General features: G+C 51.3%; 24 protein-coding genes. 19 read left to right on the top strand and 5 right to left on the bottom strand.

The window, feature by feature from the left end; genetic code table 11:
• The first annotated feature begins 30 nt into the window (after window positions 1-30).
• From ilvD to BQ7382_RS03400, 3 genes are read left to right on the top strand one after another with little or no spacing between them, the layout of a single operon-like run.
• Window positions 31-1,689, top strand: a complete 1,659-nt coding sequence (gene ilvD / locus BQ7382_RS03390) for a dihydroxy-acid dehydratase (RefSeq protein WP_077391209.1) — start codon at window positions 31-33, stop codon at window positions 1,687-1,689.
• 56 nt (window positions 1,690-1,745) lie between these two features.
• Entirely contained in the window at window positions 1,746-2,957 is a 1,212-nt protein-coding gene (gene ilvA / locus BQ7382_RS03395; RefSeq protein WP_077390744.1) for a threonine ammonia-lyase, read from the top strand.
• Between the two features lie 24 nt (window positions 2,958-2,981).
• Entirely contained in the window at window positions 2,982-3,602 is a 621-nt protein-coding gene (locus BQ7382_RS03400; RefSeq protein ID WP_077390745.1) for an HAD family hydrolase, read from the top strand.
• Between the two features lie 148 nt (window positions 3,603-3,750).
• On the opposite strand, the gene BQ7382_RS03405 is transcribed toward BQ7382_RS03400, so the two are convergent.
• The gene (locus BQ7382_RS03405; RefSeq protein ID WP_077390746.1) at window positions 3,751-4,962 is read right to left on the bottom strand and encodes an ATP-binding protein; all 1,212 of its coding nucleotides are present in this window, start codon (window positions 4,960-4,962) and stop codon (window positions 3,751-3,753) included.
• Between the two features lie 326 nt (window positions 4,963-5,288).
• On the opposite strand from BQ7382_RS03405, the gene secG reads away from it, so the two are divergent.
• The 3 genes from secG (at window position 5,289) to BQ7382_RS03420 (ending at window position 8,694) form a co-directional block, all read left to right on the top strand.
• Window positions 5,289-5,522 (top strand): preprotein translocase subunit SecG, encoded by a 234-nt coding sequence (gene secG, locus BQ7382_RS03410; RefSeq protein ID WP_077390747.1) that lies wholly within the window; start codon window positions 5,289-5,291, stop codon window positions 5,520-5,522.
• 135 nt (window positions 5,523-5,657) lie between these two features.
• Window positions 5,658-7,673, top strand: a complete 2,016-nt coding sequence (locus BQ7382_RS03415) for a sodium-translocating pyrophosphatase (protein WP_077390748.1) — start codon at window positions 5,658-5,660, stop codon at window positions 7,671-7,673.
• Window positions 7,674-7,686: 13 nt separating this feature from the next.
• Window positions 7,687-8,694 (top strand): tetratricopeptide repeat protein, encoded by a 1,008-nt coding sequence (locus BQ7382_RS03420; protein WP_077390749.1) that lies wholly within the window; start codon window positions 7,687-7,689, stop codon window positions 8,692-8,694.
• Between the two features lie 110 nt (window positions 8,695-8,804).
• Here BQ7382_RS03420 and BQ7382_RS03425 read toward each other — a convergent pair whose 3' ends face one another.
• On the bottom strand, window positions 8,805-9,875 hold the full coding sequence (locus BQ7382_RS03425; protein ID WP_077389574.1) for an IS30 family transposase: 1,071 nt from the start codon (window positions 9,873-9,875) through the stop codon (window positions 8,805-8,807).
• 298 nt (window positions 9,876-10,173) lie between these two features.
• Here BQ7382_RS03425 and tnpA (BQ7382_RS03430) point away from each other — a divergent pair, with 298 nt between their 5' ends.
• From tnpA (BQ7382_RS03430) to BQ7382_RS03475, 10 genes are all read left to right on the top strand, one after another.
• Window positions 10,174-10,659, top strand: a complete 486-nt coding sequence (gene tnpA, locus BQ7382_RS03430) for an IS200/IS605 family transposase (protein ID WP_077390623.1) — start codon at window positions 10,174-10,176, stop codon at window positions 10,657-10,659.
• 276 nt (window positions 10,660-10,935) lie between these two features.
• On the top strand, window positions 10,936-11,421 hold the full coding sequence (gene tnpA, locus BQ7382_RS03435; RefSeq protein WP_077390623.1) for an IS200/IS605 family transposase: 486 nt from the start codon (window positions 10,936-10,938) through the stop codon (window positions 11,419-11,421).
• A 377-nt stretch (window positions 11,422-11,798) separates the two neighbouring features.
• Complete coding sequence (locus BQ7382_RS03440; protein WP_077390750.1) at window positions 11,799-12,596, top strand: SDR family NAD(P)-dependent oxidoreductase; 798 nt, start codon at window positions 11,799-11,801, stop codon at window positions 12,594-12,596.
• Window positions 12,597-12,663: 67 nt separating this feature from the next.
• Window positions 12,664-12,786 (top strand): hypothetical protein, encoded by a 123-nt coding sequence (locus BQ7382_RS09715; protein ID WP_268874715.1) that lies wholly within the window; start codon window positions 12,664-12,666, stop codon window positions 12,784-12,786.
• 34 nt (window positions 12,787-12,820) lie between these two features.
• A complete protein-coding gene (locus tag BQ7382_RS03450; RefSeq protein WP_077390752.1) occupies window positions 12,821-13,819 on the top strand; it encodes an AraC family transcriptional regulator in 999 nt (332 codons plus the stop codon).
• Window positions 13,820-13,979: 160 nt separating this feature from the next.
• Window positions 13,980-15,749, top strand: a complete 1,770-nt coding sequence (gene ade / locus BQ7382_RS03455) for an adenine deaminase (RefSeq protein ID WP_077390753.1) — start codon at window positions 13,980-13,982, stop codon at window positions 15,747-15,749.
• A 30-nt stretch (window positions 15,750-15,779) separates the two neighbouring features.
• Complete coding sequence (locus BQ7382_RS03460; protein ID WP_077390754.1) at window positions 15,780-16,961, top strand: iron-containing alcohol dehydrogenase; 1,182 nt, start codon at window positions 15,780-15,782, stop codon at window positions 16,959-16,961.
• 231 nt (window positions 16,962-17,192) lie between these two features.
• The gene (locus BQ7382_RS03465; RefSeq protein WP_159437214.1) at window positions 17,193-17,762 is read left to right on the top strand and encodes an MBL fold metallo-hydrolase; all 570 of its coding nucleotides are present in this window, start codon (window positions 17,193-17,195) and stop codon (window positions 17,760-17,762) included.
• 128 nt (window positions 17,763-17,890) lie between these two features.
• Entirely contained in the window at window positions 17,891-18,574 is a 684-nt protein-coding gene (locus BQ7382_RS03470) for a helix-turn-helix domain-containing protein (protein ID WP_077390756.1), read from the top strand.
• The gene (locus BQ7382_RS03475; RefSeq protein WP_077390757.1) at window positions 18,571-19,323 is read left to right on the top strand and encodes a metallophosphoesterase; all 753 of its coding nucleotides are present in this window, start codon (window positions 18,571-18,573) and stop codon (window positions 19,321-19,323) included. The genes BQ7382_RS03470 and BQ7382_RS03475 overlap by 4 nt, the downstream gene beginning before the upstream one ends.
• Here BQ7382_RS03475 and BQ7382_RS03480 read toward each other — a convergent pair.
• Window positions 19,300-20,214 carry a Fic family protein gene (locus tag BQ7382_RS03480; RefSeq protein WP_077390758.1) on the bottom strand — a complete coding sequence of 305 codons (915 nt, stop codon included), beginning with the start codon at window positions 20,212-20,214 and terminating at the stop codon, window positions 19,300-19,302. The two genes, BQ7382_RS03475 and BQ7382_RS03480, sit on opposite strands and share 24 nt — an antisense overlap.
• Window positions 20,215-20,326: 112 nt before the next feature.
• Window positions 20,327-21,016 carry a nitroreductase family protein gene (locus BQ7382_RS03485; RefSeq protein ID WP_235847930.1) on the bottom strand — a complete coding sequence of 230 codons (690 nt, stop codon included), beginning with the start codon at window positions 21,014-21,016 and terminating at the stop codon, window positions 20,327-20,329.
• Between the two features lie 212 nt (window positions 21,017-21,228).
• On the opposite strand from BQ7382_RS03485, the gene BQ7382_RS03490 reads away from it, so the two are divergent.
• Both BQ7382_RS03490 and BQ7382_RS03495 read left to right on the top strand, forming a co-directional pair.
• Window positions 21,229-21,702, top strand: coding sequence for a MarR family winged helix-turn-helix transcriptional regulator (locus BQ7382_RS03490; RefSeq protein ID WP_077390759.1), 474 nt, complete (start codon window positions 21,229-21,231; stop codon window positions 21,700-21,702).
• Window positions 21,699-22,121 carry an iron-containing alcohol dehydrogenase gene (locus BQ7382_RS03495; RefSeq protein WP_077390760.1) on the top strand — a complete coding sequence of 141 codons (423 nt, stop codon included), beginning with the start codon at window positions 21,699-21,701 and terminating at the stop codon, window positions 22,119-22,121. Before BQ7382_RS03490 ends, BQ7382_RS03495 begins: the two co-directional genes overlap by 4 nt.
• Before the next feature lie 123 nt (window positions 22,122-22,244).
• Here BQ7382_RS03495 and BQ7382_RS03500 read toward each other — a convergent pair whose 3' ends face one another.
• On the bottom strand, window positions 22,245-23,348 hold the full coding sequence (locus BQ7382_RS03500; RefSeq protein ID WP_077390761.1) for an endonuclease/exonuclease/phosphatase family protein: 1,104 nt from the start codon (window positions 23,346-23,348) through the stop codon (window positions 22,245-22,247).
• A gap of 299 nt (window positions 23,349-23,647) precedes the next feature.
• On the opposite strand from BQ7382_RS03500, the gene BQ7382_RS03505 reads away from it, so the two are divergent.
• Window positions 23,648-24,685, top strand: coding sequence for a phenylalanine--tRNA ligase subunit alpha (locus BQ7382_RS03505; protein WP_077390762.1), 1,038 nt, complete (start codon window positions 23,648-23,650; stop codon window positions 24,683-24,685).
• Window positions 24,686-24,688: the final 3 nt, after the last annotated feature.

Raw genomic sequence — 24,688 nt, forward strand, 5'->3', positions numbered from 1 at the left:
CGTGATATCGATCAGGAGAAAGAAATGTCAATGATAAGCGATAACGTAACTAAGGGTGTGGAAAGAGCTCCTAACCGTAGCCTTTTCTACGCCATGGGATATACGAAGGAGGAGCTGGACAGGCCGCTGATCGGTGTGGTCTCAGCTCATTCTGAGATAGTTCCGGGACACATGCATCTGGACAAGATCACTGAGGCCGTCAAGGCCGGCATCAGGATGGCGGGTGGCACCCCGATAATGGTGCCGGCCATCGGAGTCTGCGACGGCATCGCCATGGGACATGTGGGAATGAAGTATTCACTTCCGAGCAGAGAACTCATAGCGGACAGCGTGGAGACAATGGCGAGGGCTCATGCTTTTGACGGCCTGGTGCTCGTACCGAATTGCGATAAGGTCGTGCCTGGCATGCTCATGGGTGCATGCCGCATAAATATTCCGACCGTTCTGTGTTCTGGCGGCCCGATGATGAGCGGACACGTGAACGGGGAAGAGGTCTCTCTTTCAAAAATGTTCGAGGCGGTAGGTGCCAGAAAAGCCGGATTCATCGATGACGATCAGCTCCGCGTCTACGAGGAGAACACCTGTCCTGGATGCGGATCGTGCTCCGGTATGTACACTGCGAACTCCATGAACTGTCTGTCCGAGGCCATCGGCATCGCTCTTCCTGGAAACGGCACCATCCCTGCCGTCCAGGGCAGGAGGATCATGCTGGCAAAGCATGCGGGCATGGCGGTCATGGATATGGTGGAAAAGGACATCAAACCAAGAGACATTATCAACGAGAAGACCGTGAGGAACGCTCTCACCTGCGACATGGCACTGGGCTGTTCCACCAACACGGTCCTTCATCTCCTCGCCATCGCCCACGAGGCGAAGGTCGATGTGGACCTCAAGATGTTCAACGAGGTAAGCGCAAAGACTCCTAACCTGTGCCACCTTGCGCCGGCGGGGGGCACTCACATGCACGACCTGGACAGAGCCGGGGGCATCCCTGCGGTAATGGCAGAGCTGAACAAGCTGGGACTTCTTGACACAACTCAGCTCAACGTCAACTGCCACACCGTTGCCGAGAACATCGCCGGAAAAGAGCCTGTGGACAGGAAGGCCATCAGGAGCGTGGAGGAGCCTTACAGCAAGACAGGTGGGCTGATGATACTCTGGGGCAACATCGCGAAGGACGGCTGCGTGGTGAAGAGGAGCGCGGTAGCTCCCGAGATGCTGGTGCACTCCGGATCTGCCAGGGTCTTCAACAGCGAGGACGAGGCGATCGACGCCATCTACAACGGCAGGATAAACAAAGGCGACGTCGTTGTGATCAGATACGAGGGACCTAAGGGTGGTCCGGGAATGAGAGAGATGCTGAATCCTACCAGCGCGCTGGCCGGGATGAAGCTGGACAAGGACGTTGCTCTGATCACAGACGGACGGTTCAGCGGCGCCAGCAGGGGAGCGGCCATCGGGCACATCTCACCTGAGGCGGCTCTTGGCGGTGCCATCGGCCTGATCAAGGAAGGAGACATCATCGATATCGATATTCCGGGAGCATCCATCAACGTGAGAGTCGATGATGCAGAGCTTGATGAGAGGCGCAAGGGCTGGGAGCCTGAGCCGCCGAAGATCACCGAGGGATGGCTCGCCCGCTACGCAAGACTCGTGGCATCCTCCTCAAAGGGAGCTATACTCGAATAAGAAGCTATGCTCGAATAAAGCTTTTTTCCAGATAAAGAAGATAAGGGAAAGAAAAAATGTTGACATTAGAAGATTTCGAAAAGGCCACCGAGACGGTCCAGAAGGTCACCCGGCCGACGCACCTGGTATACAGCGACTACTTTTCAGAGCAGAGTGGCAACAAGGTCTATCTTAAGCCGGAGAACATGCAGCTCACCGGTGCCTACAAGATAAGAGGTGCCTATTACAAGATAAGCACGCTCAGCGATGAAGAGAGAAACAAGGGGCTGATCACGGCTTCCGCAGGGAACCATGCTCAGGGTGTGGCATATGCGGCAAAGGCCTACGGCGTTCCTGCCACTATCGTGATGCCTACCACGACGCCTCTCATCAAGGTGAACAGGACCGAGAGCTATGGCGCAAAGGTGATCCTGAAGGGTGACGTGTACGACGAGGCTGCTGAATACGCTATGAAGCTCGCCGAGGAAAAGGGGATGACGTTCATCCATCCTTTTGACGACCCTGTGGTAGCCACAGGTCAGGGCACCATCGCCATGGAGATCATCAAGGATCTCCCGCTTGTTGATGCGATACTGGTACCTGTCGGCGGAGGCGGTCTGGCCACCGGTATCTCCGTGCTGGCAAAACAGCTTAAACCGAACATCAAGATCATCGCCGTCGAGCCTGCCGGGGCAAATTCGCTGCAGAGATCCTTTGAGGCCGGCAAGGTGGTGACCATGAAAGACGTGCACACCATAGCTGACGGCACCGCAGTAAAAACTCCGGGGAAAAATGTTTTTCCATATCTCCAGAAGAACATCGACGAGATAATCACCGTAGAGGACGACGAGCTCGTTGTGGCCTTCCTGGACATGGTGGAAAACCACAAGATGGTGGTGGAGAACTCCGGACTTCTGACCGTAGCGGCACTCAAGCACCTGTCTTTCAAGGACAAGAAGGTCGTCTCCATCCTGAGCGGCGGTAACATCGATATCATAACAATGTCAAACGTGGTACAGCACGGCCTGATCATGAGGGACAGGATCTTCACCGTCTCCGTGATGCTGCCAGACAAGCCGGGCGAGCTGGTCAAGGTGGCTCAGAGCGTGGCATCTTCTCAGGGCAACGTTGTGCGTCTGGAGCACAATCAGTTCGTGAGCATCGACAGGAACCACAAGGTGGAGCTGAAGCTTACCATCGAGGCTTTCGGCACAGAGCACAAGAACAAGATCATCGACGATCTGAAGTCCAAGGGCTACGACGCAAACGAAACAGACGTGATGATGTAGGTTTTGCAGTGAGGAGGCGCGTTCATGATCGATACGGTCATCTTTGACATCGGAAGGGTACTTCTGGGATTCGAATGGATGGACTATGTGCACAGGCTTTTCAACGACCCGGAGACGGAGGAAGCCGTGACGAAGGCCACATTCCGGAGCGGCATCTGGAATGAGATGGACCGAGGGATCTGGACCGAGGAAGAGGTCCTGGAAAGGTTTTACGAAAAGGATCCTGGTCACAAGGAGCAGATCTGGAAAGCTTTTGATAGCGTGGGTGACTGTGCCGAGCGTACGGACTACGCGATCCCGTGGATAGAGGAGCTGAAGACAGATGGATACAGGGTGCTGTATCTTTCGAATTACTCTGAGCATGTGAAGCGGAGAACGCTGCACGCTATGGATTTCCTGGGGCATATGGACGGCGGGATATTTTCCTACGAGGTCCATTCCATCAAGCCGGAGAAGGAGATATATGAAAAGCTCATAGAAAAATACGGCCTCGTGCCTGAGAGATGCGTCTTCATCGACGACAATAAGAAGAACATCAGCGCCGCGGAGGATATCGGCTTCAAAGCTATCGGATTTGAAAGTTACGAGCAGGCCCACGGTGAACTTATGAGCCTGCTGGACGTGTGCAGCAGAATACACAACTGACAGAGCGGATAACCGACACAAAACGAGTGGCCGTCGCATTTGAACAAAATGCGACGGCCACTCGTTTTATGAGACCTGTTTTTATGAGCGAATCAAGTCTGCGCGCCGAACGACAGCCTCTGTGAGCGGTACATTTCCAGCTAAATGATCACAGCCCTATCGAGGCGAGTATCACGAACTGTTTCGCCGTCCTCGGCGACCTGCCGTTAGACCTGATCGCAAAGGCTTCTGCTTTTCTGAAGAGCTCTTCCTCGCTGTCGTACTTCAGGCCGCGCTCGTCCGCCAGCTGTTTCACGATCTCAAGGTAGAGGTCTTTTGCAGGCTTCTGGAAGGTGATCGTGAGGCCGAACCTTGCGGAAAGGCTCATGGTCTCCTGGAGCGTGTCGTTCACGTGGAGGTCTGTGCCCGCACGGTCCTCGGCCGATTCCTTTATGAGATGCCGGCGATTGCTCGTGGCATAGATGACTATGTTGTTGCAGCGGCCCGCAACGCTTCCCTCCAGGATCCCCTTGAGTGCGGTGTAATTGTCGTCGTTCTTGTCGAATGTCAGATCGTCGATGAAAAAAATGAATTTAAGAGGGTTGTTCTGGAGCTCTTCCACTATATCGGTGATCATCGTTACACGGTTCTTGTTCATCTCGATCAGCCTGACACCCTTGTCGAAATAGGCCGCGGCGCAGGCCTTGACCGTTGATGATTTTCCAGTACCCGCATCGCCGTAGAGGAGCACGTTGCTGGCATCCCGCCCCTCGGCCAGGGCCTTGGTATTCATAAGTACCTTTGAACGCTCCAGCTCGTAGCCGTAAAGCTGGTCAAGTGTCTGATATTCCGGATCCTTGACCGGGACAAGCTTTCCGTTCTTCTCCTTGAACATGCCGTACTGGGCGAATTTGCCGAAGCCTCTGGTGAAAAGGTTTTCCAGCAGCTGGTTGTAGGTCTCGCGAATGTCCACATCTTCGGTGTCGAAGTCTGGGAGGTAAACGTCGGCGTTGATGCACCTGGCTATGTCCATGTCGGTGATCTCGCTCACATCCTGGAGCGTGTCAAGCTCTCTGTAGAGGGTCTTCACCAGGGCCTTGGAAGGAGTCATCTTCCGCAGGCGGAGCTGGATAAGAGCGTCGTCTCCGTGGAGCACGCTGTCTCTTACGAAAAGGCTGAGATTACCGCCATTGCAGTAAAGAGCCTGACAGAAGGCTCCGTACTTGCTGATCTTTTCCTCCATCGTGTCGCTGGAATCCTCCTGGATCGACTTGAGCAACGTTATGAGACTCTGGTATACAGGATCCTCCAGCAGAGTGCGCATTGCGGAGAAGCCGCAGAGGCGGCGGCAAATCTTCTTGATCTTTTCGCTGTTATACATCGTGTGACTCCTTTTATTGTTTACGCTTAAGACGTAAAACGATGAGAATGTAATTTATGTATTAAATTTAGTATTTTGTCTGAATAATCAGGTATTTTATTCAGACGATTGTATATATTCCATAACAATATAGCACTTTCTTGGTGAAATGTCACAAGAAACAGTTGCCAAATTATGTTCGGAAACAACGACAATCCTTGAAAAATAAAGCTTTTCCCGTTCTCAACGCTGTTGACACAACATAATGTGTATGTTAGAATCATCGGCGCTATAAGGATTTACCTATTGGGCGTTCAGTCCAATATTTTTTTCAGGAGGTTTTCTACATGCATACCGTACTCATGGTAATTCTGCTGTTTGCAAGCATTTTCATGATCGTCAGTATTCTGCTTCAGACCAGCAAGAGCGACGGCCTTTCCGGATCCATCGCAGGAGGCGCCGAGCAGCTTTTCGGAAAGAAGAAGAGCAACACATACGACATGATGCTCTCCAGAGTTACCACTGTAAGCTCTATTGTATATATCGTTCTGGTTTTGGCAATAGTTACAGTATTTAACTAAGTTGGCTGCAGCATTTCTCCTGAAATGCTGATGCTTCGGAAGACTGGGTGGATGTTTGTACTTTTCCCCCCGGGACTTCCTATTTTATTTTATCAATTTTTAGAAAGAACATAACTTAAAGGAGGTTTGTACCAAATGCAAACTTGGATCATCCCGGTAATTGCACTTATCGGACTGCTGGTCGCATTTGCTCTCGCTTCTTACGTGAGCAGGGCAGACGCCGGCAACGAGAGGATGCAGGAGATTTCCGGATTCATCAGAGAGGGAGCTTTCGCTTTTCTCACCAGAGAATACAAGACGATGGCCATCGTTATCGTTGCGCTTTTCCTGATCATCGGATTTGCCATCAACTGGACATCTGGAGTTCTGTATGTGTTCGGAGCGCTGCTCTCCGTACTGGCAGGATTCTTCGGAATGAACGTCGCCACAAAGGGTAACGTGAGGACAGCTAACGCTGCCATGACATCCGGAATGCCTAAGGCGCTGAAGATAGCCTTCCGCAGCGGTGCTGTAATGGGACTGTGCGTAGCAGGCCTCGGTCTCTTCGGACTCGGCGTAGTATTCGTAGTACTCGACATGGCCACCATTCAGGAGTGCGTGACGAGCTTCGGACTTGGAGCTTCCTCCATGGCGCTCTTCGGACGTGTGGGCGGCGGAATTTATACAAAGGCTGCAGACGTAGGAGCTGATCTGGTAGGTAAGGTCGAGGCGGGAATTCCTGAGGATGACCCTAGAAACCCTGCCGTTATCGCCGACAACGTTGGAGACAACGTGGGCGACGTTGCAGGAATGGGTTCCGACCTCTTCGAGTCTTATGTAGGTTCTATCATTTCCGCAGTGACATTGGCAGCGGTAGCCGTTGATGCTTCTGGCATCCAGGGGACATTCTCCGCGAGGACAGCAGCCATCTTCCCTCTGATTATCTCAGCTCTCGGGATCGTTGCTTCCGTTATCGGAGTCCTCTCTGTAAGAGGTTCCGAGAAGGTGAGCCCGGCAAAATCCATGAACGTCGGAACATACGTTGGCGGCATCATCGTGATCGTGGGTTCTCTGTTCTTCAGTAACAGAATGCTGGGATCCTATACATATGCTTATGCTATCATCGCAGGACTGATCGTAGGTATCATCATCGGTCAGCTCACAGAGATCTACACTTCTGATTCTCACAAGCACGTTAAGAGGATCGCTGAGGAGTCTCAGACCGGTTCTGCTACTACTATTATTTCCGGACTGGCTGTAGGAATGGAGTCCACTGTATGGCCTATCCTCTTCATCGGTCTGGGCATCATCATCGCATATAACTTTGCAGGACTTTACGGTATCGCTCTGGCTGCCGTCGGAATGCTTTCCAACACGGGAATGACTGTAGCCGTTGACGCTTACGGACCGGTTTCCGACAACGCCGGTGGTATCGCAGAGATGTCTGAGCTTCCTGAGAACGTAAGAAACATCACTGATACACTCGACTCCGTAGGAAATACCACAGCTGCTATTGGTAAAGGATTTGCCATCGGTTCTGCTGCACTTACAGCACTGGCCCTGTTTGCATCCTTCTCTCAGGCTGCAAAGGTGAGCACCATCAGTCTGCTGGATCCAATGGTGATCGTAGGACTGTTCATCGGAGCAATGCTGCCATTCCTGTTCTCAGCTATGACAATGAGCTCTGTAGGAAAGGCTGCCAACCAGATGATCCAGGAGGTAAGAAGACAGTTCCACGAGGACAAGGGCATCCTGGAGGGAACATCTAAGCCTGATTACAAGAGATGCGTAAGCATTTCCACAGCTGCTGCTCTTAAGGAGATGATCGCCCCTGGTCTTCTCGCTATCATCGCTCCAGTTGCAGTGGGACTGCTCCTGGGCGTAGAGGCACTGGGCGGAATGCTGGCCGGATCTCTTGCATGCGGCGTTCTCTTGGCCATCATGATGGCTAACGCCGGCGGCGCATGGGACAACGCCAAGAAGTTCATCGAGGGCGGTGCCTTCGGTGGAAAGGGCTCTGATACCCATAAGGCAGCTGTTGTAGGAGATACCGTTGGTGACCCATTCAAGGATACATCCGGTCCTTCCATCAACATCCTGATCAAGCTGATGACTATCGTTTCACTGGTATTCGCTCCGCTGTTCGTACAGTTCGGAGGCATCCTGTTCTAGTCATCAGGAGATAATGAAAAAACACGAGGCACCGCTGGATCTATATCCGGCAGTGCCTTTTTCTGATATACTCGAAAAAACAAATGTGAAAGATGAGGAGCGATCCATGAGTAAAGAAACCGAGAAGATATTTAAGGAAGTTCAAAAATATATTGATGAGAATACGGATGGTGAACCTACGGAAGAGGAACTTAATGAGTTGATCAGAAAGTTTGTTGATGACTATAATGGCCAGATCCCGGGCCCGTTAACTCCGGATAATGCGGAGGACGCTGAGGATTATCTGGAGCTGGCTTACAGTTCCGACAATGCGAAAGACGCATTGAAGTATGCAAAGCAGGCCCTGAAGCTCGATCCCTTCAATTACGATGCGGAGGCGTTGGTCATAGAGTTCAAGAGCACAGATGTTACAAAGCTCGTTCGAGATTATGAGAAGGCCGTAAAGAATGCTACAAAGCATATGGATGAAGAAGGGTACTTCGAGGAAGAGAATATCGGTGATTTCTGGGCTATCCTTGAAACAAGGCCATACATGCGGCTTCGCAGGGCATACCTCGATGCACTCGTGAACTGCCGCATGATGAGACGGGCAGAGGAGGAATGCAAGGAACTGCTGAGACTCTGCGAAAATGACAACATGGGAGTTCGGTTCGTTCTGATGCACATTTATGCGTATTTTGAAGACGAGGCTGGAGCTCTTGAACTTAGTGAGAAATACGGCGGATATGATAATACTCAGATCCTGCTGCCGATGTCCGTTATATTCTATAAGAAGGGAAACTACGTAAAGTCACGCCAGTATTTGAAAAGGCTTGTCAGCAGAAACAAGGATTTCGTCAGATTTGCTAAGATGTTAGTGGGCGACAGCTCAGATGAACTGGATGACATTGACGTGAGTTATTCATATACTCCGAATACTATTGAAGAGCTCGTAATCGAAATGCAGGATAATTTATACCTGTTCGTTGACCTGATCCCGTATTTTGACTGGGCGCTCAGGGAGGCAAAGAAGTTTAAATGAATAAAGGGATCGTCATACTGTGCGCCGCGGCTGCCCTGACGAGAAGCAGGAGAGAAAAACAATAAAACCAGACTATAAATTGCAATTCCAACTTGAACACTAGCGTAAAATTAAGCACTTTGAACTTTGACAACTGAATACACTTGATCGAGAAATTCGTCGAAGAGCTCTTCTGGTGTAAAGTATCCAAGACGTTTTCGCGGCAAAGCGTTCATCTCATCGGCAAAACTCAGTATTTGATCTGCAGAATATTTGTCGATGGACACTCCTTTCGGAATGTATCTGCGAAAGAGACGGTTGTGTCGCTCGTTCTGACCTCTTTCCCAGGATGAGTACGGATGAGCAAAGTAGACGCCTACACCCCAATCCTTTAGTTCAGAGAGCCTTTCAAATTCAGGTCCGTTATCTGCGGTGATGGTCTTGAAGATCTCTGAAAAATGTGTGTCACCATATTCTTCTCTAAGGGTCTCCATTGCAGCCATTACCGAGTCAGAGTCTTTGCCGGGAATCTTTATAGCCAGATAGAAATCAGTGACTTTTTCAACCAGAGTGAGAACCACTGATTCCTTGCCAGCTCGTTTGCCCACTACTGTGTCTATTTCCCAATGACCGCACACGATGCGCATGGATGCTTCCTCTGGACGATCATCTATGCTCTTGCCGAGGACCTTCTTGTTCTTGCGAGTATGGGCCTTCTTCGACTTGCGGGAGAGAACTTCAGGCAAGTCGAATGGTGAGAGAGGCAGATTACCGGCCCACAGCTCACGGTATAGCGTCTTTGTGCAGACGATATACTCGCTTGGAAACAGCTTCTTACGTCTGGCGTACCCTACACAGCAATCCAATGACCAGTGCTTTTCTCGCACCTGCTTGACCATCCAATCGATAAAAGGATTTTCTTCTTCTAGTTTGTGCGGCTTGTGACAGCGGGTCCGGTTAGTTTCATAATTTGCCTGCCCCCTTTTAGCTGAATACTCAGGGAACCTCCCACGATTGCCTTTGCGCTTTCCTGTACCGCGGCGCAACTCATTGAGTACAGTGGATGCAGAACAGTTTACAACTTCGGCAGTTTTGCGTAGAGACATCCCCAACTTCTTGCAGGTCTTGATGCTGCATCTGTCTTCGAATCCGAGATGCTGTCCTCTTTCTCTTTCAGGTGTGGTAGAATTGTCACGATCCATGGTGATCTCCTTTGGTGATTTTGTGTGGTGACTTAATTCTACCAAAGATAGGTCCTGTGGATCTTCTTTTATTTAGTTTTAGTGTTCAACTTCATATTACAATTAACCAATAAAACCAGACATGATCGTGTTCAGCGCTTCGGGTGAAGATCCGAGGCGTTTTTTTTGTGATCTTTAGTGTAAAAAAACCACCGGCTAAGCCGGTGGAGTAAGAAGCTTTAGCTTCAAGAAAAAACCTCCTGTGATATCATGAATGAGGCTTCCAACCGCACTCATGTAACAAAGGAGGAATAAATCGATGGGTAATATTACCAAAACCGACATCAATAGTTTAACACATTCGAAGTGGCGGTGTCAGTATCACGTAGTGTTTGCGCCGAAGTACAGGAGACAAATTATCTACGGAAAAATAAAAGAGGATATTGGCAAGATACTTAGGCAGTTGTGTGATCAGAAAGGCATAGAAATAATAGAAGCGGAGTTGTGCCCTGATCATGTACACATGCTGATATCAATTCCGCCAAAATACAGCGTATCGCAAGTGATGGGATATCTGAAGGGAAAAAGCTCACTGATGATATTCGACAGACATGCGAATATGAAATATCGGTATGGGAACAGGCATTTCTGGTGCCGTGGCTATTATGTCGATACAGTTGGCAGAAACAAAAAGGCAATCGCAGAATACATACGAAACCAACTGCAAGAAGATATCGCAAATGATCAATTAACATTGAAGGAGTACATAGACCCGTTCACGGGTAGCAAGAATACGAAGGCATAATAAAAAGCGCCCTTAGGCGCAGCCGGAAAATAGAGATGCGGTTGGCAGTCTATTTCGGTGCGTCTTAAGACGCCTGCAAGTAACAGGCCCTTTTAGGGCAAGGACAAACCACCAGTTCAACTGGTGGTTATGATTTGCGCTTTTCGTGATCTTTAGTGTAAAAAAACCACCGGCTAAGCCGGTGGAGTAAGAAGCTTTAGCTTCAAGAAAAAACCTCCTGTGATATCATGAATGAGGCTTCCAACCGCACTCATGTAACAAAGGAGGAATAAATCGATGGGTAATATTACCAAAACCGACATCAATAGTTTAACACATTCGAAGTGGCGGTGTCAGTATCACGTAGTGTTTGCGCCGAAGTACAGGAGACAAATTATCTACGGAAAAATAAAAGAGGATATTGGCAAGATACTTAGGCAGTTGTGTGATCAGAAAGGCATAGAAATAATAGAAGCGGAGTTGTGCCCTGATCATGTACACATGCTGATATCAATTCCGCCAAAATACAGCGTATCGCAAGTGATGGGATATCTGAAGGGAAAAAGCTCACTGATGATATTCGACAGACATGCGAATATGAAATATCGGTATGGGAACAGGCATTTCTGGTGCCGTGGCTATTATGTCGATACAGTTGGCAGAAACAAAAAGGCAATCGCAGAATACATACGAAACCAACTGCAAGAAGATATCGCAAATGATCAATTAACATTGAAGGAGTACATAGACCCGTTCACGGGTAGCAAGAATACGAAGGCATAATAAAAAGCGCCCTTAGGCGCAGCCGGAAAATAGAGATGCGGTTGGCAGTCTATTTCGGTGCGTCTTAAGACGCCTGCAAGTAACAGGCCCTTTTAGGGCAAGGACAAACCACCAGTTCAACTGGTGGTTATGATTTGCGCTTTTCAAATTTTTGGGGGATGGAATTGCAAGGCGCGATATGCTGAGCGATGGCACGAACTGATGCCAATGTGGAACCTTATGATGTTCTTGTCGGGATGTGAATCTGGTATCCTTTCAACTGTCATGAGGACAGGGGGCCGGAACGGACCGGCTCGAAGAAAATGATAAACAAAGGTTTCAACTGCAAATTACCAACTCAAGCTATTCAACACATTAAACAATGGGAGGAAGGAACGATGAAGAACACAGCACTGATCACAGGGTCCTACGGCGGACTGGGAAAATGCTTTGTGAAGATCCACGGAGAAAAGGGTGGAGACATGATCCTTGTGGGAAGGAGCCAGGACAAGCTGGACGCTCAGGCGAAGGAAGCTTCTGAGAAATACGAAGTGGAGATCCACACCATAGCTGTGGATCTGTCAAAGCCAGAGGCTGCCCAGACCATCTACGATACATGCAAGGCCAGCGGCTGGCTGCCTGACATCATCATCAACAACGCCGGATTCGGAGGCCAGGGAGATTTTGCCAGAGAGAGGAGATCCATGGAGCAGGACATGTCCATGATCGCTGTAAACGTAGAGACACCGACGAGAATACTGAAGCTTTTCCTGAAGGACATGATCGAGAGAGGAAGCGGAAAAGTGTTGAACGTAAGCTCCACTGCAGCGGCTATGCCGGGACCTCTTCAGGCCGTGTATTACGCGACAAAGTCCTATGTTACGAGCTGGTCCAACGCCCTGTGGAGAGAGCTCCAGGGAACGGGTGTAACAGTCACGGCACTGATGCCTGGAGCAATGCAGACTGGATTTGCCAGCACCGGCGGACTCACCGACACGAAGCTCTTCGCAAACGCCGTTGAACCATATCAGGTGGCGCTGGACGGATACAATGCCATGCTCAAGGGCGAGCTCAACTGCATCTCAGGCCTGCCGGGGATCCAGAAGCCATTCATGTCGCTGGCGCCTATGTTCCCTAAGAAGACCATGCTGAATTTCGTTTACAACCAGCAGATAGCAGGGAGCGCAAACAGGTAATTCTTTCATGCTGCCGGTCTCTGGATGGAAACTTCCGGAGGCCGGCTCTACATCAAAAGGAACTGATATGATATTCTATTTTTCAGGCACGGGTAATTCCCTTGCCGCAGCAAAGAGACTGCTCCTTCCCGGCGAACAGCTTGTGAACATGGCGGGCCGCAGGCGGTACGTGAATCCTGTTCTGAAGTGATGATGCGGGGAGCAGAATTTTAAGAGGTATTGAAATGAATCATTTTGTTGTGGATGGAAGGTACGAGGACCTTCTGAAATATTTCGGGCTTGACCCTGAGGCGGTGCTGAAGAAAGCCAGGCTGCCGGAGGATACATTCAGGCGGAAGATCGTCACCATGAAGGAGGAAGAGTACTACCGCTTCATGGAGGCAATCGGGAAACTGAGCACTGACAGCCAGCTCCCAATTAACATGTCTACGGTGAATCAGATAGAGTCATTTTCGCCGCCGATCTTTGCATCCTGGTGCAGCAGGAACGGGGAGATCTGCATAGACAGGCTGACGCGTTATAAGAAGCTCATCGGACCTATGAGGTTTCTTGTCTCCAAGGAGGAAGACCAGGAGACGATCCGGCTTGTGCCGGGAGATGAGACGCTGGAGATACCTTCTTTTCTGGTGCAGTCTGAGTTCGCTTTTCTGATCGGGATGTTCCGCAGGGCTACTCACGAGGACATCAATCCTATGAAGATCAGCATGACGGAACTTCCGAAAGACGACTCATTTGCGGATTTCGCAGGAATCGCCCCGGAACATGGAGAAGAAAACTACATCGTTTTTTCCAGAAAAGACCTGAACGAGCCGTTCATATCCTTCAATGACGCCATGTGGAGCTACTTCGAACCGGAGTTGGCAAAGAGGCTGGCTGAGGTTGAGGTTGATGACTCCGTCAGCGCCAGGGTGCGCAGCGCCCTGACTGAGCTTTTGCCGGGAGGCGCAGGAACCATCGAGGACGTGTCTGAAAAGCTCGGGATGTCACGCCGCACTCTCCAGCGGAAGCTGTCTCAGGAGGATACGACTTTTCAGAAGCAACTGAACAACACCAGGGAGATACTGGCCATACGCTACATCCGTAACACGGATATGACCACAAACGACATGGCCTATCTGCTGGGGTATGCGGAGCTGAATTCGTTCCTCAGGGCCTTTTCTGTTTGGACCGGGAAGACCATTACGGAGTACCGGAAGGAAATGGAAAAGGAAGAAGATAAGTAGCAGAGTCGGTCCGTGGTAGAATACAGGACATATAGGGCTGCCGGAAGTGATCCGGCGGCTTTTTTTTTGGACCGCGGTCACATTCAACTCTGTGGTATAGTGTAAGAAAAACCGGCGCATCGAGGCGTTTCATTCAAGACAGATCATAAGGGTGCTTTGTATGGATCAGGGTTTACAGAAAAAGAAGAAGATCATCGCAGTTGCGGCGGGCAGGGAGCCTGCGGATCTGGTGATGAAGAATGCGACTTTCGTAAATGTGTTTACGGGGAAGCTGCAGGAAGGGGACATTGCTATCACTCAGGGGGTGATCGCAGGCATCGGCAGTTCCGCGGGTGCCGGCACGACCGGAGATGCCGTCAGCTACCACGGAAGGAGAGAGATAGACATGGCAGGAAGGGTGATATGCCCTGGCCTGATAGATGCACACATTCATCTGGAGAGTTCCCTGGTGGCGCCGGTGGAATTCGCGAAAGCGGTGATCCCACACGGTACCACCGCAGTTGTCACGGATCCCCACGAGATAGCCAACGTCATGGGCACCGCCGGGATCGACTACATGATGGAAGCCACGAGGGGCCTGCCTCTTGACGTGTTTTTCATGCTCCCGTCCTGTGTTCCCGCCACGCCTATGGACGAATCGGGAGCACTGCTCAGCAGCAGTGACATCAAAAAATACTACAGAGATCCGAGAGTGCTGGGCCTGGCGGAGATGATGGACTTTTTCGGGGTGGTAAAGGAAGACGAACAGTGCCTTCTCAAGATCGACGACGCGGAGGTGTGTGGCAGGAAGATAGACGGCCATGCGCCGGGGCTTTCGGGAAAAGACCTGAACGCTTACGTCGCTGCCGGTATCTCCACCGACCACGAATGTGCGGATATTGACGAGGCCATTGCGAAGATAGAGCGGGGCCAGATGGTGATGATCCGGGAGGGCACGGCTGCTCACAACCTGGATGCGCTGATCCCGCTGCTCACCTCAGGATATGCTGACAGGTGCATGTTCTGCTCGGATGACAAACACCCGTCGGATCTCCTGCACAAAGGGCATATTGACGAGCTAATCAGGCGGTCGGTGGCCGCAGGAGCAGATCCGGTCCTCGCTATTAAGACGGGCAGCTTCAACGCAGCCAGACATTTCCAGCTAAACGACAGAGGGGCCGTCGCCCCGGGATATCTCGCAGACCTGACGGTGGTGGACGATCTTGAAGATCTCAACATAGTTCAGGTATACAAGAATGGACGGCTGGTGTTCGATGAGGCCGGCAATGATGTGAGTGGATCGATCGGCGCGGGTCAGCTGGTGGATATCGTTCCACCGGCGATCAACAAAAGCCTGGACATTGCCGCTCATGACACATTCCGAAACCACTTTTTCCTGGAAAAAGACTTCCACGACAGCGGGACGAGGGCGGTCATCGGAACGGTGGACGGAGAGATAACGACGACACGCCAGGGCTTCTCCCAGAGTATACAGGTGGATAAGGATATCCTGAAGGTGGCCGTCATCGAGAGGCATCATGGCACCGGTCACGTGGGAATCGGATATCTCAATGGATACGGGCTTCGATCCGGAGCGGTGGCCACGAGCTTTTCCCACGATTCTCACAATATCATCGTGGTGGGTACCAGCGACGGGGACATGGCACTTGCCGTCAACAGGCTCACGGAAAACCGCGGAGGCATCGTTGTGGAAAGCGGCGGAGAGATCCTGGGAGAGGTGAAGCTCGGGATCGCGGGGCTCATGTCGGACGAGTCCCTTGAGACTGTGGATCTGGAGCTTGAGACCGCAAGGACGGCTGCCAGGAGCCTCGGGGTGAACCCTGAGATCGACCCGTTCATGACCTTGAGTTTTCTCAGCCTGCCGGTGATACCGGAGCTGAGGATCACCACGAGGGGCGTTTTCGACGTAACTGAACAGAAATACATTTAACATATCATCTGAAAGAAAGAGGCGAATATCATGGATGAGAAGAACAGACAGTTCGTATATTACATTCCGACTAAAGTCTATTTCGGGCCCGACCAGATCGGCCATCTCGGCGGGGAGCTGAAAAAATGGGGCAGCAGGGTCCTCCTGTGCTACGGCGGCGGTTCCATCAAGAGGAGCGGCCTGTACGACAGGATCGTGGAGTCGGTGAAGGACAGCGGCCTCGAGCTCTTTGAGCTCGGCGGGATCGCTCCGAACCCGAGGATCGACTCCGTGCGAAAGGGTGCGGAGATCTGCCGCCGGGAAAAAATAGATGTCGTCCTTGCGGCAGGTGGCGGCTCGGTCATCGACTGCGCCAAGTTCATCGCCTCCGCCACGTTTTACGACGGCGATGCCTGGGATCTCCTGTCGAAACAGGTGAGGACCGAAAAGTGCCTGCCAGTATTCTCCGTTCTGACCGCTGCGGCCACCGGGTCCGAGATGGATGCGGGAGGTGTCATCAGCAATCCCGAGACTCAGGATAAGCTGGGGGGAGGAGCGCCGGGGATGCTTCCTAAGGTCTCATTCCTTGATCCGACCGTGACATACTCGGTCTCCCCGAAGCAGACCGCCTGCGGCAGCGCTGACATTCTCTCTCATCTCTATGAGATCTATTTCGTTCCAGAGGGCGAGAGCATGTACATGCTGGACAGATTCATGGAGGGAATGATGAGGTCCGTGATCAAATACGCGCCGATCGCCCTCAAGGAGCCGGACAACTATGAGGCCAGGGAAAACCTCATGTGGACCAGCTCCTGGGCGATCAACGGTTTTGCCGGTGCCAAGCAGCAGTGCGACTGGAGCTGCCATCCGATCGAGCACGAGGTATCGGCGATCTACGACATCACCCACGGGCTGGGGCTCGCCATCATAACACCGAGGTGGATGAGGTACATACTTGATGAGACGACGGCCCCGAAGTTCAGGGAATACGGCGTGAACGTATTCGGGCTTGATTCGTCCATGGACACCATGGAGGCCGCGGAAAAGAGCATTTCCCTGACCGAGGACTTCCTGTTCGACGCGCTCGGGATACCGTCATCTTTCTCCGAGATAGGCATCGGAGACGAGAATATCCCGGTCATGGCGGAAAAAGCCTGCGGAGGCGACGTGCTGTACGGCTACAGGCCGCTGAAAAAGGACGACATAGAGAAAATACTGAGAGCGTGCCTGTAGGCTGCAGCGCTCTTTTGAATTGAGATATCTTACTAGATGCGCCGGGAAAAGGTTCCTGCACTCTGGATGTGTCAGCGAGGGGTGACGACATGAATGAGATAAGTACGGGTATGTCAGGACGGGAGCACCAACTGCAGGCGCAGTGCCGGCAATATTATGACCTGATAGATGGAGGGATCTGTTTTGTTCTGCCGGATGAAACGGAACGGATCGTTTTTGCAAACGAGACAAATGATCAGACTTAGATACGGAAATACTAATACTTTTTTCATTGAAGGCAGTCATGGGGGCATTCTCTTCGACACCGATTATGCCGGCACGCTGCATGATTTTTATAAGGCGGTGAAGAAGGCTGAGATACAGGTCAGGGATATAAGGTTTGTCCTGGCATCTCATTATCATCCGGATCATATGGGACTGATAGGAGACCTCCAGAGACAAGGGGTACGGCTTCTATTAATGGACATACAGAAAGACTATGTCCATGCGTCGGATCACATCTTCGAAAGGGAGAAGTCACCTTTTACGCCGGTGGATGAGGACTATGCAACCGTTATATCATGCCTGGAAAGCAGGGACTTTCTTCATGAAATGGGCATTGAGGGGGAGGTCCTCCATACCCCGAGCCACAGTGAAGACAGCGTTTCACTGATACTGGACAGCGGGGAATGTTTCCTTGGAGACATCACCCCGTTTGAACTTATCGAAGGATACGAGGACAACAGGGCTCTGAAGAATGACTGGGAACTGATCAATTCATATCGGCCGAGGAAATTCTTCTACGCTCACGGACCCGAGTAAAATACTTGAGACGGCAAGAGGGATCCTGTGAAATGCAGCAAATGAGCTTTTTCGGGTGATTCTCGCTTTATGTCCTGTTCTCGGACAGGCTTTTTTCTTATTCTGTCGATGAAAGGAGGGATGCAGTTATGGATCAGATAAAAACAGGAGCTTTTCTGAAGGCATTGCGCAGGGAGAAAAACCTCACGCAGGAGGACCTGGCCGAAGAGCTTAATGTTTCTTCCAAGACTGTTTCCCGGTGGGAGACCGGGAGAAATCTGCCGGACATCAGCCTGTTGGTGTGCCTTGCAGCGTTTTACCACGTCAGCATTCCTGAGATCATCGATGGAGAAAGGAAAAGTGATGTCATGAGACAGGAAACCAGGGAGACCGCCGTCAAAATGGCGGAGTACAGCAAGAAGGAGTCTGCTGCAAAAAAACAGAAGACCGCTGGAGTTATGCTCGCGGCCTTCGGGGTGTTCATCATTATTTCAGCGTTAGGTATCTTCCCGGCGGACAGCAGCTGGGGCGGGATATATTCAATACTTGGAGGTGTGATCCTGATAGCAGGACTGGCAGTTTTACTGAGGTCAATAATGGTAAAAAGACACGTCAGGATCCTGGCATGTGTCATATGTGCAGTCATTCTCGCCGGGGCATTCGCCGTCAGCGATTACGTCGCAGTGACCCGGTTCAACCAGGTCCCGCGTTTTTCCTATGAAAAGGAATGGTCCTCGGAACACCCGGATCAGGTGATATATAAAACACTGTTTTTCACCGCGGTCCAGAAGCACCGCGACACCGTACAGGAGAAAGTTGAGATCGTAAAATGAAGGTATTGATAATTCCGGACGTCCACCTCAAGCCTTGGATGTTCAGGGACGCAGAAAGGATATTCCTGGAGAAGAAGGCAGACAGGGCGATATGTCTCGGGGATCTCCTGGATGACTGGGGATGTGAGTACGATGACCAGCTGTACTGGGACACGATGGATGCGGCCGTGGACTTTGCCACCCGCTACCCAGACACATTGTGGTGCCACGGGAACCACGACCTTGCATACGTCTGGAATACCTGGGTCTCTGGAACATCCTCGGATCCGCTTGCGAGGCAGGCGGCGGGCAATGGACTGAAGGATCTCTTCAGCGCCATTCCTGACGGTAACCTCGCATACGTCCACAGGATCGATAACGTTCTTTTTTCCCACGGGGGGATCTCCCGGAGATTCGTGAAGAAGCGGGTGGACGAAAGCCTGGAAGAGGACGTGGACGATGTCATTTCTAAGATCAACAAAATGAAGCTGGAGGACATGTGGGGAGACGATTCCCCGCTATGGCTCCGGCCCCAGAGAGAGTTCGCGCGCTACCCGGTCGAGATGTACCGGGATGACATGCTCCAGGTGGTGGGGCATTCGCCAATGAAAGAGATCACACGGGAAAACAACCTGCTGTCCTGCGATGTCTTCTCACTGGACTGGGAGCGGCAACCACTTGGGACGCAGGAGTTCTGCCTTCTGGATACTGTTACGTGGGAGTGGGAGGGAGTAGGTGACCAGGAGTCAGAAAACCAGAGTTTCGAATAGCTCCAGCAGCCTCCGGAACGTATCCTGGCCATCGAGGCAGGTGCCTTCCAGGTATCCTCTTTCATGATCCCATTCTGACAGTCCACGGTAGTAATAGAGCTTTTTGCTGTCTTCGATTATAAACGGAACCACATTCCACTTGAGGCACTCTTTCAATGCGACAAGGCGGCCGACACGCCCGTTCCCAGCCTGAAATGGGTGTATTTTTTCGAACTCCGCGTGAAATGCGATGATGTCATATATAGTGACGCTTTCTCTGGAGTTGTAGGCGCGGAGAAGATCGTTCATCTTTCCCGGGACGTCATTGGGTCTGGTGGTCTCGTGTCCACCGACAACGTTTGGCCTGCGTTTGTAGTCTCCCACAGCAAACCAGGACAGGGATGCATCCTGCGTATCGTGCTTCAGGATGTAGTGCAGTTCCTTGATGATCTCCTCGGTCAGGATATCTTCGGCATGGTCGATGCAGAAGTCAATTGCCCTGAAGTGATGTACAGTCTCCAGAATGTCATCGACAGGTATTCCGTCTTCTGCGTCAATGGTGCTGGTCTCGAAGATCAGCCTTGTCTGCTCTTCGGAAAGTGCGCTGCCCTCCATATGGTTGGAATTGTATGTCATCCTGACCTGGAGCTCGTGGTAGAGGCCTCCGGAGATCCCTGCGCTTTTCTCATCACGAAGGACCTGCAATACCGGGTTTTCTGAAATGACACGAAAAAGCTCACTGGCATCGCAGTTAAGAAAAGCTGCGATCTTGTTCAGAGTCTTCTGAGAAAGCCTTTCGCCCTTGCTGATCCTGGCAACAGTTCTTGAAGACAGCCCAAGTTCTCTGGTGAGATCGACACGGCTTTTTCCAGACTCTGCAAGCTTATTTTCCAAGCCCTCATACGAATACATGCTTCACCTCCGGACACAAATCTTTACATAATGATACCTGAAATCAGGAAAAAAGTAAAGATTTCAGCTCTTCCTGCTCCGGAAAAGTAAAGGTCTGTCGTCCTGGCATGATCTACTCCGGGTCGTGGGCCGTGTGACCGCTGGCCAGCTCGAAGTGGCACTTTACGATGCCCAGGTCTGTCTTCGAGAAAAAGCCCCTGCCGTTGACCCTTGCCGTGAGGTCTTTTCCATCCCAGGAGATCAGGAACTTCTGCTGGTTCACCGCGGTAGGGGCCAGGAGAGCGCCCTCCATGCCTGCCCTGAACCAGTCAGGCATCTCACCGGCGACCTTGCACAGCTGTTCTATCGCCTTTGTTTTACGGGTGACACCCTGGTTTTCGCCGTATCCCAGGGAGACCACGATCACCTGTTTCTCTCCGCGGTCTATTTCTGCGTGGCTCTTTCCGTGGGTCAATCCCACCCAGCAGCTGTTCAAACCGAGGCTCTGGGCCAGCAGGACGATCTTCTCACCGTAATATCCGGCCTTTTCCTCCAGGTCAGCCGACTTCTTTCCGACGATCGCCAGGTAATTCCTCACGCCGGTGAATTTTCCGTAGTGGGCCATCGCGGAATCGAAGCACTCCGGCTCGTCAAAGAAGAGCTGCATGTGGAGGCCGCTCTCACGGTTCAGCCGTGCCATCTCTGTCAGCAGCTGCTCGCGGATATCCTGAGGGATCGGCCGGTCCGTATACTGGCGCACGCTGTGGCGTTTTTTCATGAGCTCTATGATCTCTGATCTCTCCATGTTTTCGATGTTTTCCATATCTATCGTCTCCTTTATGTATCCGTTCATCTGTTTATGTGCTTGAACAAATTGTAGCAAATAAAAACGAAGATAACACATCCGTAAAGAAAGTCGAGACGGAGTCTTGCTTGAGCACCGTGATGTCTGCCTGGATACAAAGATATTGACAAAACAATATTTCGGAATAAAACGTTGACAAAACAATTTCTCGCAGGAGGGAAGAGCCGATAATGGATGGGAGATTCGAGAAGTTCACGAGCGACATTGGCAGGTTGTACCGCTGTATACAGAAGATAAAGAAGCTGGAAATGGAGGAGTTCGGACTCAAAGGCAGGACGGTGATGTGCCTTTTTTACCTCTATCAGCAGGAGGAAGGCATGACCGTTTCGGAGCTGTCCCAGAAGGCGGACGAGGACATGGCGTCTGTATCAAGGGCGGTGCAGGATCTGAGGGACCACGGTATGGCGGAGTTTGAAACGCATGGAAAAGGCAATAAATACCGTGCCAGGGTGGTACTCACGGAGAAGGGGCGGGAGACCGCAGCTTCCGTGAACAGGAAAGCCGCAAAGGCCGTAGAGACTGGAGGGTCGGAGCTGAACGAACGGGAAAGAGTCCTTTTTTACAGGATGATGGGCTCCATCGCGGAAAACCTCGAGGCATATACGGAAGAGATGGAGAGAGAAAGAGAAGGAAAGAGATCATGAACGTTTTATATAAGGCGTATTGCAGGACGTACCAGACTATACTCAGGATGGCTCTACCCGCGCTTCCGTACAGGACTCCAGAGATCCTCAGGTCTGCCGGAGAGATCCTCAGGTCTGCCGGAGAGATCCCGGGGCTGCTGGGAAAAAACGCCCCTGGCCGGGCTCTCATAGTCACCGACAGGGGGTGTGTGCAGGCGGGGCTGCTGAAGATCCTCACGGACGCCCTTAAGGAAGGAGACCAGCAGTATACCGTATTTGACGGTGTGGTCTCGAATCCCACGACAGATACTGTGGATCAGGCTCTCGGCAAGTTCACCCGGGAAAAGTGCGTTTCGCTCATCGGGCTCGGCGGAGGGTCCTCCATGGACTGCGCTAAGGCTGTAGGAGCCAGGATCGCCAGCAGATATCCATCGCGATGAAGGCAGACCGGTCTGAAAATAATGCATCGGCGGATAAAAAAACAGCGGCGGGATCTTAGTCCTTCCGCTGTTTTAAACTGCCGTAATTTCATTTCGACGGGTGGGCTCAGATCATGCCGTGCACTATTGCTCGTTCAGCGTAAGTTTTATCACGACAGGGTTGTGATCTGAGTTCCTGAAGCCGAGATCCTGGGTCTGCAGAGAGTTTACAGTGATGTTGCTGGATACGATAAAGCCGTCGATAATGTAATACTGGAAGTCCTCTGGTGATCTGGACTTTGCCGTGTCAAGGGCTTTGTCAAGAGAGCGGCAGCTCGGCGTGCCGTTGTCCATGTAGAACTGCAGGCTGTCGTTGAAGTCGCTGGTGTCGATGGCACCGGCCTTCCACATTCCGTCGAGAACCGGATACGGATTTTCCACGCTGGAAAAGATCTGGTTGAAGTCTCCGGCTGCGATGACGTAATTCCCTTTTGCCGTTTCTTTCTGAAGAATGTTCCTGAGCATCTCGGTCTGCTTTTTCTTGCCCTCGCCATTGTCGTATGCTTCGAGGTGAAGGTTCACAAGCACCAGTTCCTTGTCAGAATCCTCCAGCTTAACGCGGTTCACGGACAGACATCTCTTAAGGTTGCCGAGGCGTACCGGCCAGGAGAAGGGACAAGGGAGCTGTATCCTCGTGGCATCAGCGATACCGTAGCGGCTGAATGTCTGGATACCGCTGTTGACCTTGCCGATCATAGGCAGGGGATAAGGTATCCATGCAACCTTGAAATTCGTTGCAAATGTAGTATCGTATCCGTCAAAGGCCTTGTTCAGCATTTTCGATTCGTCAATGTAGTTTGAGCGGGTGGAATTCTGATCCACCTCCTGAAAAAATCCCACATCCGGGTCCACCGACTGGATCTCATCAGTGATGCCCTTCATGTTCTCGTTCAGGCGGTCTTTGTCCGCCGTCTTCACGGAGCTTCCGCCGTCCATGAAGAAATCAGCGTTGTCTCCCAGAGCACCGTATCCGATGTTCCAGGTCATTGCCGTGATCTGATCGCCCTCAGATATCTCCGCTGAAGATGAGCCGTTTACTTTCAAGGACTCTCTTTCCGCCGGCCTGTATTCCGTAGCGGTGAGAAAACCGAGAAAAGCAACGAAAGCTAGCGCTATACAGATAATAATTATCAGTATAACACGCAGGACCCTCTGCCAGGGCTTCAAAGGCTTCGTCGTGCCTGTCATATTAAGTTACCTCCAAACCATTATTCAAGTCGTTCATCTCCCAGTGAACGATATCATTAAGTGTAACAATGTTTTGCTATCAATACAATGAATATTCTCCAGCCGCGCTATTACGATACTGACTCGACAAAATATGATCTCTCGCGTTTCGAAACGTTTTTTTTTACAAAACAATCCGTATTTTTTGTTGATCCATCACATTTCGCGATTGAGGAAAATCGCACAACATGTTAAACTTAACAAGTTACTTTTAGAATGCATATTTGGCAAAAAATTTGCTGCAAGAAGGGAGAATCAATATGCTGGACAGATTAGAGAAGATCCGTCAGGAGGGTCTCGAGAAGATCGAAGAGGCGGCAAGCGTTGAATCGCTGCAGGAGGTCCGCCGCGAGCTCACAGGTAAGAAGGGGCAGCTAACAGATGTGCTGAAGAGCCTGAAGACGCTTGAGCCTGACATGAAGAGACAGGTTGGCATGAAGGCCAACGAGATCAAGGAGTTTTTCTCAGAAAAGATAAAGGAAAGAGAAGAGGAGATCGTTGCTTCGGAGTCCGCACTGGATGAGGAGATCGACCTTACGCTTCCTGGCAATGCTCCACAGGGCGGAGCGCTGCACCCTATAACACAGATGTGCTATGACCTGAATGACGCCTTTCTCTCCCTGGGCTTTGAGGTCTTTAGCGAGGACGACATCAGCAGTGAAAAATTTGCTTTTGATAACCTGAATTTTGCCATGGACCACCCGGCAAGGGCCACCATGGACACATACTGGATCGAAGGCACCGAGAACCTGTCAGGCAACGAGAGACTTTGCCTGAGACCGCACCTCACCGGAGGATCCGTGCGCTACCTGATGAAGCACGGCGCACCAGCGAGATTCGTGTACCCTGGCAGGGTGTTCAGAAACGAGAACACCGACGCAAGGCATGAAAGAGCTTTTTTCCAGTACGAAGCGCTTATTGTTGACAAGGACCTCAGCTTTTCCTCGGGAAAAGTAATGATCCAGACGATCCTCGAGAAGGTGTTCGGCAGGAAGATCAACGTCCGCATGAGAGAGGGCTTCTTCCCGTTCACAGAGCCGGGCTATGAGATTGACATGGAGTGTCTGGTGTGCGGCGGAAAGGGCTGCAGGGTCTGCAACGGAAACGGCTGGATCGAGGTCATGCCTGGCGGAGTCATCCATCCGAACGTACTGAGAGCTGCCGGTCTGGATCCGGATGTATATTCCGGATTCTACACGAACATCGGTCTGGACAGACTGGTCATGATGAGATACGGAGTGGACGACGTAAGGTTGTTCCACAGCGCCGATCTCAGATTCCTGAGGCAGTTCAAGTAGTGT

It is taken from the genome of Mobilibacterium timonense (assembly GCF_900155555.1).
Lineage (GTDB): Bacteria > Bacillota > Clostridia > Peptostreptococcales > Anaerovoracaceae > Allobaileyella > Allobaileyella timonense.